The organism is Pseudomonas sp. NFACC04-2 (assembly GCF_900119265.1).
GTDB lineage: Bacteria > Pseudomonadota > Gammaproteobacteria > Pseudomonadales > Pseudomonadaceae > Aquipseudomonas > Aquipseudomonas fluorescens_AA.
The window spans coordinates 71,365-86,987 of sequence record NZ_FPJC01000025.1 but is presented as its reverse complement, the minus strand read 5'-3'; the positions used below and the strand labels follow the sequence as shown (position 1 = coordinate 86,987).

The following is a 15,623-nucleotide window of genomic DNA, read 5'->3' as shown; positions in this document are numbered from 1 at the left end:
CCGTCGGACAGAGCAGTCGTTGGTGCATCATTCAGATAGAGGTATCCAATATTGCTCGGGGATGTACCAAGCGTTGCACGCGAAGTACGGTATTCGATGCTCAATGACGGACGGCTATGACTGCTACCAAAATGCCTTGGCAGAGCGGGTCAACGGGATATTAAAGACAGAGCTTATGCTCCAGCGACCACAGGATTTAACGCAGGCGAAGAAGATGGTGAGTGAGTCGGTATCGATCTACAACGGCGAGCGTCCGCACCTGTCTTTGAAATACAAAACGCCCGATGCGGTGCATCGGGCGTTAGGGTGAAACAGGTGTAAACCTATTTCAGGACTAGACAGACAATAAATCTGTCCCCTTTTTTGTTTTTGCACGGCCCCTTTTTCCAGTCCTCTTTCCAAGGTCCACGGAACCACTTTAGGCAAGTCCGGTAGCTTAGCTACGGGTAAGGGCGGGATTTTTTACGAGAGGCGAATTGACCGGTTGCTATCGTCGATTCGGGTATGAAGATCGATTAGCGGCGGAGCGTTGAGGATTTTCAAATTCAGCCATTCGCCCTGCAGAAGAACGAAAAAACCGGCGCAAAAGGCCGGGTTTTTCGTTGGAAATTGTTTACCTACGGCCTCGGCTCCACATTATCCAACACCTGATTGGTCAACAATGAGCTCAGCTCAATCAACTGCTGAATCCCCAGCGCCAAATGGCGCCGCGAGCCTTTCAGGTCGAACGCCAGCTCAGCAACCATCGCATCGGCTGAAGCCAACGTTTCACTGAGGTTGGCGAGCAGACATTCGTTATCGAGACCTTTCACAACGGTGAATATCTGCCCCGGCTTCGGTTCTTCTTTGGATTTATCAGGCTTGGGTTGCAAGTAGTGATCGAGCACGCGTTTGGTGGTTTCGTCTTGCTGCTTGGCTTTGAATTTTGCGGATTGTGCGGTAGACCCTGATTCTGGTGGGTTCGGAGTAATTTTGAACATAAGCTTCGGTTCCTGATGTGATGCCGACACCCCGAAGCTACTAAACAAGGGGGTGGCAGCTGTACGCAGGTTAGTAGACCGGGGAACCGAAGAAGCCGGCGCGCCTAAGCGCCCTGCGTACAGCCACCATCAAGAACAGGGGAGGGCCCCGTTTGAGAAGTGCTTGTACAACTTCGATTACCTCGGGCTACTAAACCCGACCACTGATGGGCAGTGGCAGGAATGACAATAAAACCCAGGGACAAGGCGCACAAGCAGGCGGATTCTGGCGTAGTTGTAGGCAAAGGCGCAAGGATGCGTAGCTTGATAGATGAGTGTAGGTGACGGCTGTAGGAGAGAGGTTTTCTAGCGAAAGCCTGATACCTTTGACGTGCCGACGGCAACCTGCACGCCTTCGATATCCAGAACGGATAAATACTTGAAAATCTCTTTTTTGGGGCGCACCACTGACGCGGACGAAAAAGGACTGCTGACAATGGCTGACAAAATTTCACGGCGATTGCTTCTCCTCAGTCCACTGCTGTTGCTGGCTAATAGCGCTTCTGCACGAGGTGGTCGCGGCAGAGGTCACTCAGGCAGCCGAGGAGGCTCACTGTCCGGGAAAGGGCTGTTATGGCTCCTCGGCATCGGCGGAGTTTTTTTTGCCCTCGTCAAGCTCAGTGGGCGAAAGGAAGCTAAAAAAGAGGCTGAGAGAAAGTCCGCTGAAACAGCCCGCCTTGAGGCTATTGAGAGAGCAAAGCCTCCGAAAGAGCAGTGGGATGCTCTCTCCCTGTGTCTGCTTTGCGGGAGTCCTATGGTGACTAGAACCGCTAAGAAGGGTCGGAACAGAGGCAAGCAATTCCTCGGCTGCACCTCTTACCCTCGCTGCTTAGGAACGCAAAAGATCGTGAAGGTAGCCTCAAAGCCCGGAGGCTCTCAATCCAAGCCTAGCTAAGCTAATCTCTCGCCAGCCATTCTCGCATGACCGGTAGGGAGTACCTCTCCAGTCGGTACTGGTTAAGCTGCTCTACTCTAGAGGTACAACTCGAGGCCACTGGTTAGCGATCGCGTTCTGGCGGTCCGTAATTGGACAAAGGAGCCGTTTGTGAGTGGCCGCTATCGACCGATTCTGTTGAAAAAGCCGGCTTCGAATTCCACGGCAGAAAAGTACGCGCCTGAGATTGAAATCTGAAATTTGGGCAGACGGTTCGTTTTTTTCGTCACGGGATGGACGTAGTTGAAATTCCATAGCCTTGAACCATTGGTGCGGACTCGCAGTTGGAGGCCGTTGCCGTCGGTCAGTATGTAGTCCTTGGCTTTGGGTTTGGCGGCTTTGATTTTCAGGTCTGAAAGGCGTGTGGCTTGGGCGCCCATGGGTACTCCAACGCTGTTTGTGTATTCCAAAATTTACCAGCCACAGGCTTGGAATACGTCTTGGAATACATTTCAAAATGGATCTGCGTGAAGTGCTATGGAGCTCGATGGCGCTGAAACCCCCGCATTTACTGGGTTTCAGGCACAAAAAAAGACGTCCGTGGACGTCTTTAGATGATGAAATGGTGGAGCCGGGGGGATTTGAACCCCCGTCCGCCAGTACTCTGCTGTCGGTACTACATGCGTAGCCGTGTCTATTAAGTTAACCCTCAGCGACCCGACGGGCAGGGTGCTTTGGGCGAGTTGTGTAAGTTTTAGCCGCTTCGTCCACAACGTACTGCACGGCGATTCCGTTCTATATGACAATCACTTTGGGTTTACGGACATCCCCTAATGATTGCTGGACCCGAAGGTACCAGAAGCTCAGGATCTAAGGCTGCTTACGCAGCGATAGCGAATTCCTGGCCGTAGTTTTCGTCATTGGCAACTATAGAAGTTGCAACAGTGGATTTACGAGTTCTGTTACCAACTCGGCATGCACCTAAAGTTTCGCAACCGGCGTCGAATCCTAAACGGCCCCGAACCTGTCGCTCCATGAAGCTGTTGGAGCGGCAGGCATGTGCAGTGTACGCCAATCCGTGTCTGAGGCCAACCCGAAGGTTGGCCAACTGCGGTGTTACTGGCCGCCTTTGGTGTTGTTCTGTAGCTTCTGGATGGCCTGATTGGTCAACGAGATGCAATTTTCGGTGCCTTCTTTGGTGCCTTTGGCATGCTCAGCCTTGGCTTGTCCAACGGTGGCGTCAATGTCGGTCTTCAGACCTTCGCTCATTTGCTCGGTGCTGACTTTGGCGTCGCTGATCTTTTGCAGATTGATTTTGCAAAGGTCATCCTGGCTTCCTGCAAACACCGGAGAGGCCAACATCGCAGCGGAAATGAACAAGCCAGCAAGTGCGGTGCGCTTCATGTGTATCTCCTTAAACGTATGGTCTCGGTGCCGCTGGACAGTCGCGGCCGGGCCGAGTCGGTAGATGGCCCAGCGGAACCGGGCCTATTCAAGTGACTACAACGAAGCGCAGGAATTCGATTTTTTAACCTGATGCCGGAAGAGCCCCTTCCTTGGTGGCGGCTTTGGGGTGTGTCACCCGGTCCACCAGATACACCAATCCGTGGTAGTCGATTTCGCCATGACGCGTCAGACCGATCTCACACGTACGGCTGGTGGAAATGCCCTCGGTGCAGTATTGAACCGCGTCCTTGAGGGTTCGCAGTGAGTGGGCGTTGAGCTCAGGCGTGGTGAAGCCCTTGTCGCCGGCAAAACCACAACAATGGATACCCTCCGGAATCACTACGTGTTTGCTGCATTTGCGGGCCAGGTCGATCAGTGCCTGGCTTTCGCCCAGGTGCTGGGTGCTGCAGGTGACGTGCACTGCAATCGGCTCATCCTGTGGGGTGAACTCTAGACGTTCCATCAGATGGGTACGAATGAACCGTACTGGATCGTACAGGTCCAGTCGAACATTCCCCAGGTCCTGGACCAGGCGCAATGTGCAGGGGCTGGTGTCGCAGTAAATCGGATCAAGCCCGCCGCGACTGGCATGCAGCAGTGCGCCGATCAGTTCCTGGCGTTTGTGCTCGGCTTGTTCGACGTAGCCTTTGGATGCAAAAGGCTGGCCGCAGCAGAGGCTGTCCACGTTGTCGGGAAAGACGATCTGATACCCAGCTTTTTCCAGCAGCCGTTGAGTCTTTTCGTACAGCGACATCTGCTCTTTATCCCCGGCCGTCGGGCCCATGACCCGCGACACGCACGCCGCCAGGTACACCACTCTCGGGCGCTCGTCCGGCACGGTGGGGCTGAAACGGATGGCCTTTTCCGGCTGAGGCATGGCGCTGGTCCATTGCGGCACCTGGCCCTTGGACAGGTGTGTCAACGAGGCCGACAGTTTCGCCAGGCGGGGAGCTCCGAGCAACATCCGCGCGCCATTTGCGATGTGCAGGGCAAAGCGTGCGCCTTGCAGCGTGGTGGCGAAGTTTCCTTCAATCCAGTTGGCGGTTTTCGTCTTCGTCGCGTCACGGCTGCGCAGTTTTTTCACCAGCTCGCCGGTATTGATGCCTACCGGGCAACGTTGTGCACAGAGGCCCGTGGCGGCGCAGGTGTCGATGCCCTGGTATTGGTAGGCATGTTCCAGTTCGGTGGTGTCCGTGCCGGCGCGTTTTTTCGCTTGGATATCCCGCCAGATGACGATGCGCTGGCGCGGGCTCAAGGTCAGGTCTTTGGACGGACACACTGGCTCGCAGAAACCGCACTCAATGCACTTATCCACGATCTCATCGGCGGCTGGCAGCGGTTTGAGGTGCTTGAGGTGGATCTGCGGATCTTCGCTGAGCACCACGTCCGGGTTGAGGATGCCATTGGGGTCGAGCAGTCGTTTGAGCTGCCACATCAACTGGTAGGCATCACTGCCCCATTCCAGCTCGACGAACGGCGCCATGTTGCGCCCGGTGCCGTGTTCGGCTTTCAGCGAGCCGCCGAATTCCACGGCCACCAAGTGCGCCACGTCATCCATGAACGCCTGGTAGCGTGCGACTTCTTCGACGCTGTTGAAGCCCTGGGTGAAGACAAAGTGCAGATTGCCTTCCAGCGCGTGTCCGAAAAGGATCGCTTCGTCGTAGTGATGTTTGTCGAACAACTCGATCAGGCGGTTCACGCCGAGGGCCAGTTGCTCCACTGGAAAGGTCACGTCTTCGATGATCACCGTGGTTCCGGTTTTGCGTACCGCCCCCACGGCTGGAAAGGTGTCTTTGCGGATCGCCCAGAGCCGGGCGTTTTCCCGTGGGTCTTCGGTAAAGTCGACCTGTTTTTCCACCGGGAAACCGGCCAGGGAGGTCATGATCCGGGCCAGCTGTTCTTGTAGTAACGACGAGGAAGCCGCGCGGGATTCGATCAGCAAGGCGCAGGCATTTATCGACAGATGCTGTACGAAGTCCGGCATGCCCGGTTTGTCCTGCACTGAGCGCAGGCTGCGGCGGTCCAGCAGTTCCACGGCCGATACCGGCTGGCTTTTCAGCACGGTGACGGCGTTGCAGCAGGTTTCCACATCCGGGAATACGATCAGCGCCGACGCCTTGTTCGGATGGTCGATGACGGTGTTGTAGGTCACCGCACTGATGAAGCCGAGGGTACCTTCGGAGCCCACCAACAGGTGGCTCAAGATATCCACAGGCTCGTCGAAATCCACCAGGGCGTTGAGTGACAGGCCGGTGGTATTTTTCAGACGGTATTTGTGACGAATTCGGGCGGCCAATTCGGTGTTGGCGCGGGTTTCGCGACCGAGGGTGGCGAGGCGTTCCAGCAGTTCGCCATGGCTTGTACGAAAAGCCGCCACGCTGTTGTCGTCTTCGGTGTCCAGGCGTGTGCCATCGGCCAGTACCAGGCGGATGCCGGCCAGGGTGTGATAAGTGTTTTGCGCGGTGCCGCAGCACATGCCGCTGGCGTTATTGGCGACGATACCGCCGATCTTGCAGGCGTTGATCGACGCCGGGTCTGGACCGATCTTGCGCCCGAACGGAGCCAGCCAGGCGTTGGCCTGGGCGCCGATCACGCCGGGTTGCAAACGAATCTGCGTGCCTTGTTCGCGAATCTCGCGCCCGTTCCAGTTATCCCCCAGCACAATCAGCACCGAGTCGCTGATGGCTTGGCCGGACAGGCTGGTGCCGGCGGCGCGAAACGTGATCGGGACCTGATCCCGTTGGGCAAGTTTCAGCAGGGCAATCATTTCATCTTCGGACTCGACGCGTACCACCAGTTTCGGAATCAGCCGATAGAAACTGGCGTCGGTGCCGAAGGCCAAGGTCGACAAGGGATCGTCGAAACGGCGTTTTTGTGGAATCAGCTGTTGGACGTCGCGCAGGAAAGGGGCCGGAAGGGTCATTGGTCCTCCAGAATCAAGACCACCAGATCCTTCGGACCATGGGCGCCATAAGCCAGGACTTGTTCGATGTCGGCGGTTTTCGACGGGCCGGACACCAGCAGGGCATTGGTGGGCATGCCTTGGGCCCATTCGAACTCCTGTTGCACTTCATAAAAGTTGTCGCGGATCTCGCTGGCCTTGAGCAGGGCGAAATGCACCGGCGGGACCAGGCTCATCAGCCGTGGCTCTTCCCGCGTTGGCCAGAGAATCAGGCTGCCGGTGGCGGCGATGGCGCCGAGGGTTCCGGTGAGGCTGGCCGGGGTGTCGTTGAACAACTCGGCTTTCCATTCCTCTATGGGGCGGTCGTAAGCCTTGAGAGTTGGCAGGTCCGGATTGTTCGCCCAGAACTGTGCGATTTTTTTCCCGTGTGCGGTGGTCGGGGCGATGAGCAGGCTCGGCAATTGACGGTCGCGCAGCAATTGCGCGAGCAGGGCCGGCCAGCCGTCCTCGGACGTCAGATGGATTTCCGTGTGGACCGCCTCCATCAGCTTGCGCAATTGCGGGATACGTTCCTCGGGTGCATAGCGATAGGTTTGCGTCACCAGTTCGACATCGAAATTGTCGGCAACGGGTGTGGCGCCCGTCAGGCTTTTACGCAGCTTGGCGAGGATATTGTTCTTGGCGCTCATCGGCGGTCTCCCTGCTGGTTCAGGTGTTCGCGAGCCAGGTCATGCAACGAGCGGGCGGCGGGTTGGGGGGCGCTGTGGTTCTGGGTCCATGGGCCGAGGTTTTTGGGTGTCAGGGCGCGCAAGCGCGTGGCGAGGAACCCGAACACTCGGTACAGCCGCGGCGAGCTGTTGAGCCAGGCCCAGGCATTCCAGATGAAACGCTCCTTGGGCGAGTATTTACTGCCCTGGCCGCGCATCACCTGGTTAGGGCTATCCGGTGCCTTGACGTTCTCTTCCCGCAGCCGCCGCAGCAGCGCGGGGATCGGAATCTTCACCGGACACACTTCACCGCAGGCGCCGCACAGCGAAGAAGCGCTCGGATGGTCCGGCACCTTGGCCAGGCCGACCATGTGCGGCGTGATGATTTTTCCGATAGGCCCCGGGTACACCTCGCCGTAGGCATGGCCGCCGATTCGGGTATAGACCGGGCAATGATTCATACAGGCGCCGCAGCGAATGCAGTTCAGCGTCTGGCGCAGTTCGCTGTCGGCAAACGCCTGGCTGCGGTCGTTATCGAGCAGAACGAGATGGACTTCCTGGGGACCGTCCAGCTCATCGGCCTTGCGTGGCCCGGAGATCATGTTGACGTAGGTCGTGATGGGCTGGCCGAGGGCCGAGCGGGTCAGCAGCGAGAGCAGCGGCACGACATCGCGCAGGTTCTCCACCACTTTTTCGATGCCGGTCACGGCGATGTGCACCGGCGGCACGGTGGTGGACATCCGTCCATTGCCTTCGTTTTCCACCAGTAGCAGCGTGCCGGTTTCAGCGACGGCGAAGTTGACGCCGGAGACGCCGATGTCGGCTTCGAAGAATTTCTGCCGCAATACCTTGCGGCCGATCTGAATGAGTTGGTCGACGTCCTTGGTGTACTCCACGCCGAGTTTGTCGTGGAACAAGGACGCGACCTGACCGGCATTCTTGTGGATCGCCGGCATAATGATGTGTGAAGGCTTCTCGTGGTCGAGCTGGACGATGTATTCCCCCATGTCGGATTCGAGACATTCAATGTCCCGAGCCTCGAGGAAATGGTTCATCTCCATCTCTTCGCTGACCATCGATTTGCCCTTGATCACTTGCCGCGCCTCGTGAGCGCGGATGATCGAGAGGACGATGCCATTGGCTTCGTCCACCGTCTCCGCCCAGTGCACGTTCACACCGTTGCGGGTCAGGTTGGTTTCAAGTCGCTCGAGCAGGTCGGGCAGCTTGGATAACGCACGGGCGCGGACGGCATTGCCCAGCACCCGCAGGTGTTCTCGTTCGTGGGCATCGCTGAAGGACGCTGCCCGCTTGGTCATCAGTGAATCCATCGCGCTGCGAAAGTTGTTTCGCAGTTGCGTGTCGTCCAGGGCCTTGTGGGCCCGGGCGCGAAAATCTTCCTGCGCCTGAATCGGTACTTCAATGGTCGGGATCAGCGTCGGCGTGCTCATGCGGCACCTCCGGTACGCTGCCAGAGGAAGCTCGCCAGGTGCTTGCCGCGCAACGCCTCTTGCTGTTTTTCCAACGCGCCGTTGATGTTCATCAAGCAACCGCAATCGGCGCTGACGACCTGATGTGCGCCGGATTCCTTCAGCGCCCGGGTCTTGTCGGCCACCATCGCGCCGGAAATATCCGGCATGCGAACGCTGAACGTCCCACCAAACCCACAGCACTCGCTTTCGTGGCTGTGTTCGACTCGCTCCACGTTACGCAACTGCGCCAACAACGCGCGGCCGTGCAAGTGGGTATTCATCTCACGTCGTGCAGAGCAAGACGTATGCAGCGCGACCTTCACCGGCTCGCCGCTGTCGTTCAACCGCACCTTGCAGACCAGCAGCAGGAACTCGGCCAGTTCATAGGTCCGGGCCGCCAGGGCCTGCACCTGCTTGAGGGTTTCCGGCTCGTCCTTGAACAGGTCGGCGTAATGCTCGCGCAGCATGCCGGCGCAGGAACCCGAGGGCACCACCACCGGATAGTCTTCGGCAAACAGGGCCAGTTGCGCCCGTGCCACCGTCCGCGCCTGCTCGGTGTACCCCGAGGTGTAGGCCGGTTGTCCGCAGCAACTTTGCCCTTGCGGGTAGTCCACCCGGATTCCTTCGCGTTCCAGCAGATGAATCGCATCCATCCCGGCTTCGGGATAGAACAGGTCCACCACGCACGTGCCGAACAGGTAGACCCGACGCGGCTTCTCGCTGGGGTACTGCCGAGGCTCGGCCAAGGGCGGGGCGACACGGGTCGCGTTCGGTACGGCGTTGTAAAAAAGCTCGCTCATCAGGCGTGTCTCCGGGTGGTCCCGGTTATCCGTCCGCTGAGGCTGCTGAATATAGCCAGGAAATCTTTCAGCAGCCTTGCAGACCCGGTTGTGAATAGCAGACGCCGAATCACGGTTCGGCGTCGGTTTTTCCAGTATTGCGTGTAGGACTTAATGAACCAGCATGCCGGTGAACCAGTAGGCCTGGGCCAACGTGATCAGGCCGACAATCGTTGCAAAGAATAGGCTGTGTTTGAGGGTGAAACGGAACAGATCCGATTCCTTGCCCACCAGCCCGGTCGCGGCGCAGGCCACCGCGATCGATTGTGGCGAAATCATCTTGCCGGTCACGCCGCCGCTGGTGTTGGCCGCGACGAGTAGGGTGTCGTTGACGCCGATCTGGTGCGCGGTGGTGGCTTGCAGCGAGCTGAACAGCGCGTTGGATGAGGTATCGGAACCGGTCAGGAACACGCCCAGCCAACCCAGGAACGGCGAGAAGAATGGGAACGCCGCGCCCGTACCGGCCAGTACCAGGGCCATGGTCGACGACATGCCCGAGTAGTTGGTGACGAAGGCGAAGGCCAGCACCATGCCGATGGACAGGATCGGCCAGCGCAGCTCGAAAAGCGTCTCTTTAAAAGTGGTAAGACCAGTCTTGAGGTTGATTTTTAGTACCAGCATCGAGATCAACGCGGAGAAGAAAATCGCCGTGCCGGTGGCGGAAATCGGATCAAGCTTGAACACAGCCGGGATGGCGGTGGGGTTGATCACGATGGGGGCGACCTTGATCACCATCTGGTCCAGGTGCGGGATGGCGAAGTTGAACACCCAGCCGTACATCGAGCCGCCCGCGGCGAACATGGCCTTGAATGGCTTGAGGGTCCAGATCGTCACCAGCACGGTCAGGATCAGGAACGGCGACCAGGCCTTGATGATTTCCCCCAGGCTGTAGGGCGAAGCCACGGTGCTGCGCGGCTGGCCGAAACCGCCGATGCTGGCGGTGACCGCTGCGCTGGAAGTCGCGCCGGCAATCTGGGCGCCGGCGGTGCGCTTGGGCTGCCAGACTTTCAGGAACAGTGTCAGGGAAATCAGGCTGGCCAGGGCCGAGGTGATGTCCGGCAGTTCCGGGCCGATGAAGTTGGAGGTGAAGTACTGGGTGATGGCGAAGCTCAAACCTGCCACCAGCGCTGCTGGCCAGGTTTCCCGCACGCCGCGTAGGCCGTCCATCATGAACACCAGCCAGAACGGCACGAACAGCGACAACAGGGGCAGTTGACGACCGGTCATGGCGCCGATCTTGAAGGCATCGATCCCAGTGACCTGGCCGGCCACAATGATCGGAATGCCCAGGGCGCCGAACGCCACCGGGGCCGTATTGGCGATCAGGCACAGGCCCGCGGCGTACAGGGGGTTGAAGCCCAGGCCGACCAGCAGCGCGGCGGTGATCGCCACCGGGGCACCGAAGCCGGCGGCTCCTTCCAGGAATGCGCCGAAGCAGAAACCGATCAACAGCACTTGCAGGCGCTGGTCATCGGTAATCGACAGCACCGAGCTGCGAATCACCTCGAACTGGCCGCTCTTGACGGTCAGTTTGTAGAGAAACACCGCGGCGACGATGATCCAGGCGATGGGCCACAGGCCGTAGGCAAAGCCATAGCCGGCGGCGGCGAAGGCCATGTCTGCGGGCATGTTGAACGCGAAAATCGCCACGGCAATCGCCAGGGCCAAGGTGATGCTGCCGGCCACGTGCCCCTTGAGGCGAAACACCGCCAAGGCCAGGAAGAAAAATACGATGGGAATAACAGCCGCGAGTGCGGACAAGCCGAGGCTGCCGAGCGGGCTGTAGAGCTGTTGCCAGGTTTGCATCATGGGTGGGCCCCTAATTGTTGTTGGTCAGGCACTGGTCAGCAAGTTTGGTTAATTGGTAATACCAATTTACAAGCGCTGTTGGCTAGGGTAAAAGCCTTGGTTGTCGTGTGTCAATTTGCCGCCCTGAAACTTTCGTCGAATAAGCGGTGCAGAGGGCATCTGATCCGCTCGAACAAATGGTTTTTGGTGGGTGTGGGCGCGGCCCGGATGGGCCAGAATAGAGAGCCCGGCGAGCCGTCGGGATCGTGGAGAATTGAGTTATGGGGTTTGATCAGATTCGTCAGCGCCGTTTGTCTGACGATATTGTCGAGCGGCTTGAGGGCATGATCCTTGAGGGCACGCTGAAGTCCGGCGAGCGCCTGCCGGCCGAAAGGACCCTGGCCGAACAGTTCGGCGTGTCACGTCCTTCGTTGCGCGAGGCGATTCAGAAATTGGCCGCCAAGGGCTTGCTCGTCAGTCGCCAGGGCGGTGGTAACTATGTGGTCGAGTCACTGGGCTCGACATTCAGCGATCCGCTGCTGCAACTGCTGGAAAGCAATCCCGAAGCGCAACGTGACTTGCTGGAGTTCCGCCACACCCTGGAGGCTTCCTGTGCGTACTACGCGGCACAACGGGCCACGGATGTGGATCGCGAGCGGCTGACGGCAGCCTTCGACGAGTTGCAGGATTGTTACTCGCGCCACGACGAGGTCAGCCGGGCGGAGGAGGGTGCGGCAGATGCCCGGTTCCATCTGGCGATCGCCGAGGCCAGTCATAACGCAGTCTTGCTGCACACCATTCGCGGCTTGTTCGACCTGCTCAAGCGCAACGTCGTCACCAACATCGGCGGCATGTACAAGCAGCGCAGTGAAACCCGCGACATGCTGATCAGTCAGCACCGGGAATTGTACCAAGCCATTATGGACGGGCACGCCGAGCAGGCGCGGGAGGTGTCCAGTCGACATATTTTGTATGTACAGGAAGTCCTGGAAGAGGTGCGCCAGGAAGTGCAGCGGGTGGCGCGGGCGGAGCGGCGTAAAGGGATGTAGGTCGCGAGTTCGGTGGTGATTGGGCTTCTGCATTCGCGAGCAAGCCCGCTCCCACACCGGATCACTGCTGTGCACATATTCTGTGTTCGCAAAAAATCCAATGTGGGAGCGGGCTTGCTCGCGAATACGCTCTCAACGGCGAAAGAATCAGTCTTCCTTGCCCTTGTTGCGCACGGCACGCTGCAGCTCGCGGCCGGCGTCGCGTTCGCGCTCGGTATCGCGCTTGTCGTACTCCTTCTTGCCCTTGCCCAGGGCAATTTCGCACTTGATCAGGTGCTTGCTCCAGTACAACGACGTGCAGACGCAGGTGTAGCCCTTCTGCTGCACGGAGGCGAAGAGCTTTTCCAGCTCGCGCTTGTTGAGCAGCAGCTTGCGCGAGCGCACCGGGTCGGCAATCACGTGGGTGCTGGCGGTGGTCAGCGGCGTGATATGACTGCCCAGCAGCCAGGCCTCGCCGTCCTTGAGCAGCACGTAGCTGTCGACCAGTTGCGCCTTGCCGGCACGCAAGCTCTTTACTTCCCAGCCGGCCAGGACCATGCCAGCCTCGAAACGCTGTTCGATGAAGTAATCGTGTCGCGCCTTTTTATTTTGCGCGATGGTCCCTGTGGGGTGTTTCTTCTGTTTAGCCATAGGGGCGGCATTATAGGCAGTTGCGGGCGTGTCGGCTACGGTGAACCTGCGTGCTTGAGCACGTTGAGTGAATCCCGGACAATGCGGCCTCTTTTTTGAACGCTTGGGCGTGATCACGATGTCGACAGACAAGGTTTCTGTCCACGGCAGTTGGGCTAGCCGCTGGGTCTTCATACTCGCGGCGACCGGTTCTGCCGTGGGGCTGGGTAGTATCTGGAAGTTTCCGTACATGGTCGGCGTCTACGGTGGCGGCGCCTTCGTGTTGATGTTCCTGGCGTGCATCGCGCTGATCGGCGCACCGGTGATGCTGGCTGAGACCCTGATCGGGCGTCGGGCCCGGCAAAGCCCGGCCAATGCCCTGAAGGTACTGGCGGTAGAGGCTGGACATTCGACCAAGTGGTCGTGGGGCGCCTTCGCCGGGATGATCACTGCGCTGTTGATCCTGTCTTTCTATAGCGTGGTCGGTGGCTGGTCCCTGGACTACATCATCGACATGGGGCGCGGAGATTTCCAAGGGGCCACGCCGGATCAGGTGGGCGCCTACTTCGGCAATGTGATCGCCGATCCCTGGAGGCTGACCCTCTGGCACACGATCTTCATGGTCCTCTCGGCGGTGGTGATTGCCCGGGGCGTGGTGGCCGGACTAGAGCGCAGTCTGCGGATCATGATGCCGTTGCTGTTCGTGATGATCCTGGTGCTGCTGGGCTACAGCATGACCACCGGGCATTTCATGGAAGGCGTGCATTTCATGTTCGACTTCCAGCCGGAGAAAGTCCTGGACGGCCTGCTGCCGGCCATGGGGCATGCGTTCTTCTCCCTGAGCGTCGGGGTCGGTTCGATCATGATCTACGGCGCCTACATGCCCAAGAACGCCTCCCTGACCCGAACCGTCTTTGGCGTCGCGCTGCTGGACACTTTCGTGTCGCTGCTGGCGGGTGTGGCATTGTTTCCAATTGTGTTCGCCGCTGGCCTGAACCCCAGCGAGGGGCCGGGGTTGATGTTTGTCAGCCTGCCCTTCGCCTTCGGCAGCATGGCTTTCGGCCAAGTGATGGGTGTGGTGTTTTTTGTGCTGGTGGCCATCGCGGCCTGGAGTTCGGCCATTTCCCTGTTGGAACCCATGGTGGCTTACTTGGTTGAGCGGACCCGCATCAGCCGCGCCTGGGTGACTTTCTGGCTGGCTTTCACTTGCTGGTTTGTCGGCCTGGGTACGGTGTTTTCCTTCAATATATGGAAGCAAGCGAAGTTTTTCGTGAACGAAGGTGGGCTGTTCCATCTCTATCAGTGGGGGGCGACCGGAGGGCTGGATTTCTTCGGCGTGATTGATTTCTTCACATCACGGATCATGCTGCCATTGGGTGGTTTGTGTTTCGTGGTGTTTGCAGGATGGGTCATGGGGCGTGAAGCGGTGCGTGATGAACTGTCGCTGCGCAGCCCGGTATTGTTTGCCTTGAGCCTGTTCTTGATGCGCTATGTGGCGCCCATCGGCATTCTCGTAGTGTTTGCCGCCCAGCTGTGGAAGTGACGCTTACATGACGACACATATTCAACGCTCGGCCTTGCTGCCTTACCCGGCGCAGGCGCTGTATGACCTGGTCAACGATGTGGCGAGCTACCCGGAGTTCTTGCCGTGGTGCTCATCCGCCGAGGTGCTGGAAAGCTCCGAAACCCAGATGCGCGCCAGCCTCAACATTGCCAAGAGTGGCTTGAGCCAGCGCTTCGTCACGCGTAATACGCTGGTACCGGGGCAGTCCATCGAAATGAACCTGGAAGAGGGGCCTTTCAATCAGCTCCACGGCGTCTGGGTGTTCAAGCCGTTGGGTGAAAAGGCCTGCAAGATCAGCCTGGACCTGTCGTTCGACTACGCCGGTCCGCTGGTGCGAGCGACGTTGGGGCCGCTGTTCAATCAGGCCGCTAATACGCTGGTTGACGCGTTCTGCCAGCGGGCCAAGCAGAATGCAGAGCTCAAGCGTTGATTGAGATAGAAGTGGTGTATGCCGCGGCGGACCGCCAGGTATTGCGCACGTGCGTGGTGCAGGAAGGCACCAGTGTTCGCGCGGCATTGCTGGGCTCGGGGATTGCCGATGCATTCCCGGAGCTGGACCTGGCGACGTGCCCGGTGGGGATTTTTGGCAAGGTGGTTGCCGATCCGGCTAATCAGGTGGTGCAAGCGGCGGATCGATTGGAGATTTATCGACCTTTGTTGGCTGATCCGAAGGAAATTCGTCGCCTGCGCGCGGCCAAGGCAGCCCTGGCGCGACAATCGGAGCAATGACCTGGCCTGAATCGCAGGCAATAAAAAACCCGGCATGCCGGGTTTTTTCATGTCGCAATTTATTGCGGCGAGGTATCCAGCGGCTCTGGCGTCGGGACCGGTACGGTCTCGACGTTGTCCACGTCCTTCTGGATCTGGTCCAGTAGGGAACCTGGCTTGGCCGGTTTTTCCGGTTTCGGCTGTTCGGCATTCTGGGTCGGATCGGTCACGGTGGTGCCGCTCTCCTTGCCCATGATGGCCTCGTCGCGGCTCACGCCAGGCATGAAATCGCCCGACAGGCTGACGAGCTGGTCGTCAGGGCTGAAGATAACGCTGATGCGTTCCTGTTGGCGCTCACCGCCGCCTGGCTGCAAGCTGTACAGATAATCCCAGCGATCGGCATGGAACGTGTCGGTCAGCAGAGGGTTACCCATGATAAACCGTACTTGCCGGCGGGTCATTCCCGGGCGTAACTGGTCTATCATGTCCTGCGTGACGACATTGCCCTGCTGGATGTCGATTTTGTAAACCCCGGGGAATGAACAACCGGCGAGTGCGAGCAGTCCCACAAAGGTGAAACTGGTTAGCAAGAGCTTGGTGTTTTGCATCGGTGGGCGACTTCCACTATCTTGGCTGGGACAACGTAAAC

General features: G+C 58.9%; 14 protein-coding genes, 1 other RNA gene and 2 pseudogenes. 6 read left to right on the top strand and 11 right to left on the bottom strand.

From position 1 onward, the window contains the following. Positions 1-338, top strand: a pseudogene (locus BT125_RS24930) (transposase); the annotation flags it as partial. Between the two features lie 279 nt (positions 339-617). Here the strand turns inward: BT125_RS24930 and BT125_RS24925 are convergent. Then, entirely contained in the window at positions 618-980 is a 363-nt protein-coding gene (locus tag BT125_RS24925) for a DUF6124 family protein (RefSeq protein ID WP_072411347.1), read from the bottom strand. A gap of 475 nt (positions 981-1,455) precedes the next feature. Here BT125_RS24925 and BT125_RS30115 point away from each other — a divergent pair, with 475 nt between their 5' ends. Then, positions 1,456-1,914: a topoisomerase DNA-binding C4 zinc finger domain-containing protein gene (locus BT125_RS30115; RefSeq protein WP_072411345.1), complete on the top strand. Its 459-nt coding sequence runs from the start codon at positions 1,456-1,458 to the stop codon at positions 1,912-1,914. 257 nt (positions 1,915-2,171) lie between these two features. On the opposite strand, the pseudogene BT125_RS24915 reads toward BT125_RS30115, so the two are convergent. The 8 genes and pseudogenes from BT125_RS24915 to BT125_RS24880 all read right to left on the bottom strand — a co-directional run. Next, positions 2,172-2,333, bottom strand: a pseudogene (locus BT125_RS24915) (integrase arm-type DNA-binding domain-containing protein); the annotation flags it as partial. A 183-nt stretch (positions 2,334-2,516) separates the two neighbouring features. Then, positions 2,517-2,913: a transfer-messenger RNA gene (gene ssrA / locus BT125_RS24910) on the bottom strand. A gap of 96 nt (positions 2,914-3,009) precedes the next feature. After that, entirely contained in the window at positions 3,010-3,297 is a 288-nt protein-coding gene (locus tag BT125_RS24905; RefSeq protein ID WP_060739237.1) for a hypothetical protein, read from the bottom strand. 124 nt (positions 3,298-3,421) lie between these two features. Beyond that, positions 3,422-6,262, bottom strand: a complete 2,841-nt coding sequence (locus BT125_RS24900) for an FAD-binding and (Fe-S)-binding domain-containing protein (RefSeq protein ID WP_072411343.1) — start codon at positions 6,260-6,262, stop codon at positions 3,422-3,424. Next, positions 6,259-6,930, bottom strand: a complete 672-nt coding sequence (locus BT125_RS24895; protein ID WP_072411341.1) for a LutC/YkgG family protein — start codon at positions 6,928-6,930, stop codon at positions 6,259-6,261. The genes BT125_RS24900 and BT125_RS24895 overlap by 4 nt, the downstream gene beginning before the upstream one ends. Then, positions 6,927-8,396, bottom strand: a complete 1,470-nt coding sequence (locus BT125_RS24890) for a LutB/LldF family L-lactate oxidation iron-sulfur protein (protein ID WP_072411338.1) — start codon at positions 8,394-8,396, stop codon at positions 6,927-6,929. Before BT125_RS24890 ends, BT125_RS24895 begins: the two co-directional genes overlap by 4 nt. Further along, positions 8,393-9,217 (bottom strand): (Fe-S)-binding protein, encoded by an 825-nt coding sequence (locus tag BT125_RS24885; protein WP_072411336.1) that lies wholly within the window; start codon positions 9,215-9,217, stop codon positions 8,393-8,395. Before BT125_RS24885 ends, BT125_RS24890 begins: the two co-directional genes overlap by 4 nt. 150 nt (positions 9,218-9,367) lie before the next feature. After that, the gene (locus BT125_RS24880; protein ID WP_072411351.1) at positions 9,368-11,062 is read right to left on the bottom strand and encodes a lactate permease LctP family transporter; all 1,695 of its coding nucleotides are present in this window, start codon (positions 11,060-11,062) and stop codon (positions 9,368-9,370) included. A 263-nt stretch (positions 11,063-11,325) separates the two neighbouring features. Between BT125_RS24880 and BT125_RS24875 the strand changes: the two genes are divergently transcribed. Beyond that, the gene (locus tag BT125_RS24875) at positions 11,326-12,093 is read left to right on the top strand and encodes an FCD domain-containing protein (RefSeq protein ID WP_072411334.1); all 768 of its coding nucleotides are present in this window, start codon (positions 11,326-11,328) and stop codon (positions 12,091-12,093) included. A 147-nt stretch (positions 12,094-12,240) separates the two neighbouring features. On the opposite strand, the gene smpB is transcribed toward BT125_RS24875, so the two are convergent. After that, positions 12,241-12,723 carry an SsrA-binding protein SmpB gene (gene smpB / locus BT125_RS24870; RefSeq protein WP_042730880.1) on the bottom strand — a complete coding sequence of 161 codons (483 nt, stop codon included), beginning with the start codon at positions 12,721-12,723 and terminating at the stop codon, positions 12,241-12,243. Between the two features lie 118 nt (positions 12,724-12,841). On the opposite strand from smpB, the gene BT125_RS24865 reads away from it, so the two are divergent. Genes BT125_RS24865 through BT125_RS24855 form a run of 3 tightly spaced genes read left to right on the top strand, consistent with a single transcriptional unit; the run spans position 12,842 to position 14,995 of the window. Next, positions 12,842-14,245, top strand: coding sequence for a sodium-dependent transporter (locus tag BT125_RS24865; protein ID WP_072411349.1), 1,404 nt, complete (start codon positions 12,842-12,844; stop codon positions 14,243-14,245). A gap of 7 nt (positions 14,246-14,252) precedes the next feature. After that, a complete protein-coding gene (locus BT125_RS24860; protein ID WP_060739231.1) occupies positions 14,253-14,696 on the top strand; it encodes a type II toxin-antitoxin system RatA family toxin in 444 nt (147 codons plus the stop codon). Continuing rightward, positions 14,693-14,995 carry an RnfH family protein gene (locus tag BT125_RS24855; protein WP_072411332.1) on the top strand — a complete coding sequence of 101 codons (303 nt, stop codon included), beginning with the start codon at positions 14,693-14,695 and terminating at the stop codon, positions 14,993-14,995. Before BT125_RS24860 ends, BT125_RS24855 begins: the two co-directional genes overlap by 4 nt. Before the next feature lie 59 nt (positions 14,996-15,054). On the opposite strand, the gene BT125_RS24850 is transcribed toward BT125_RS24855, so the two are convergent. Further along, positions 15,055-15,582 (bottom strand): outer membrane protein assembly factor BamE, encoded by a 528-nt coding sequence (locus tag BT125_RS24850; RefSeq protein ID WP_072411330.1) that lies wholly within the window; start codon positions 15,580-15,582, stop codon positions 15,055-15,057. Positions 15,583-15,623 lie beyond the last annotated feature (41 nt).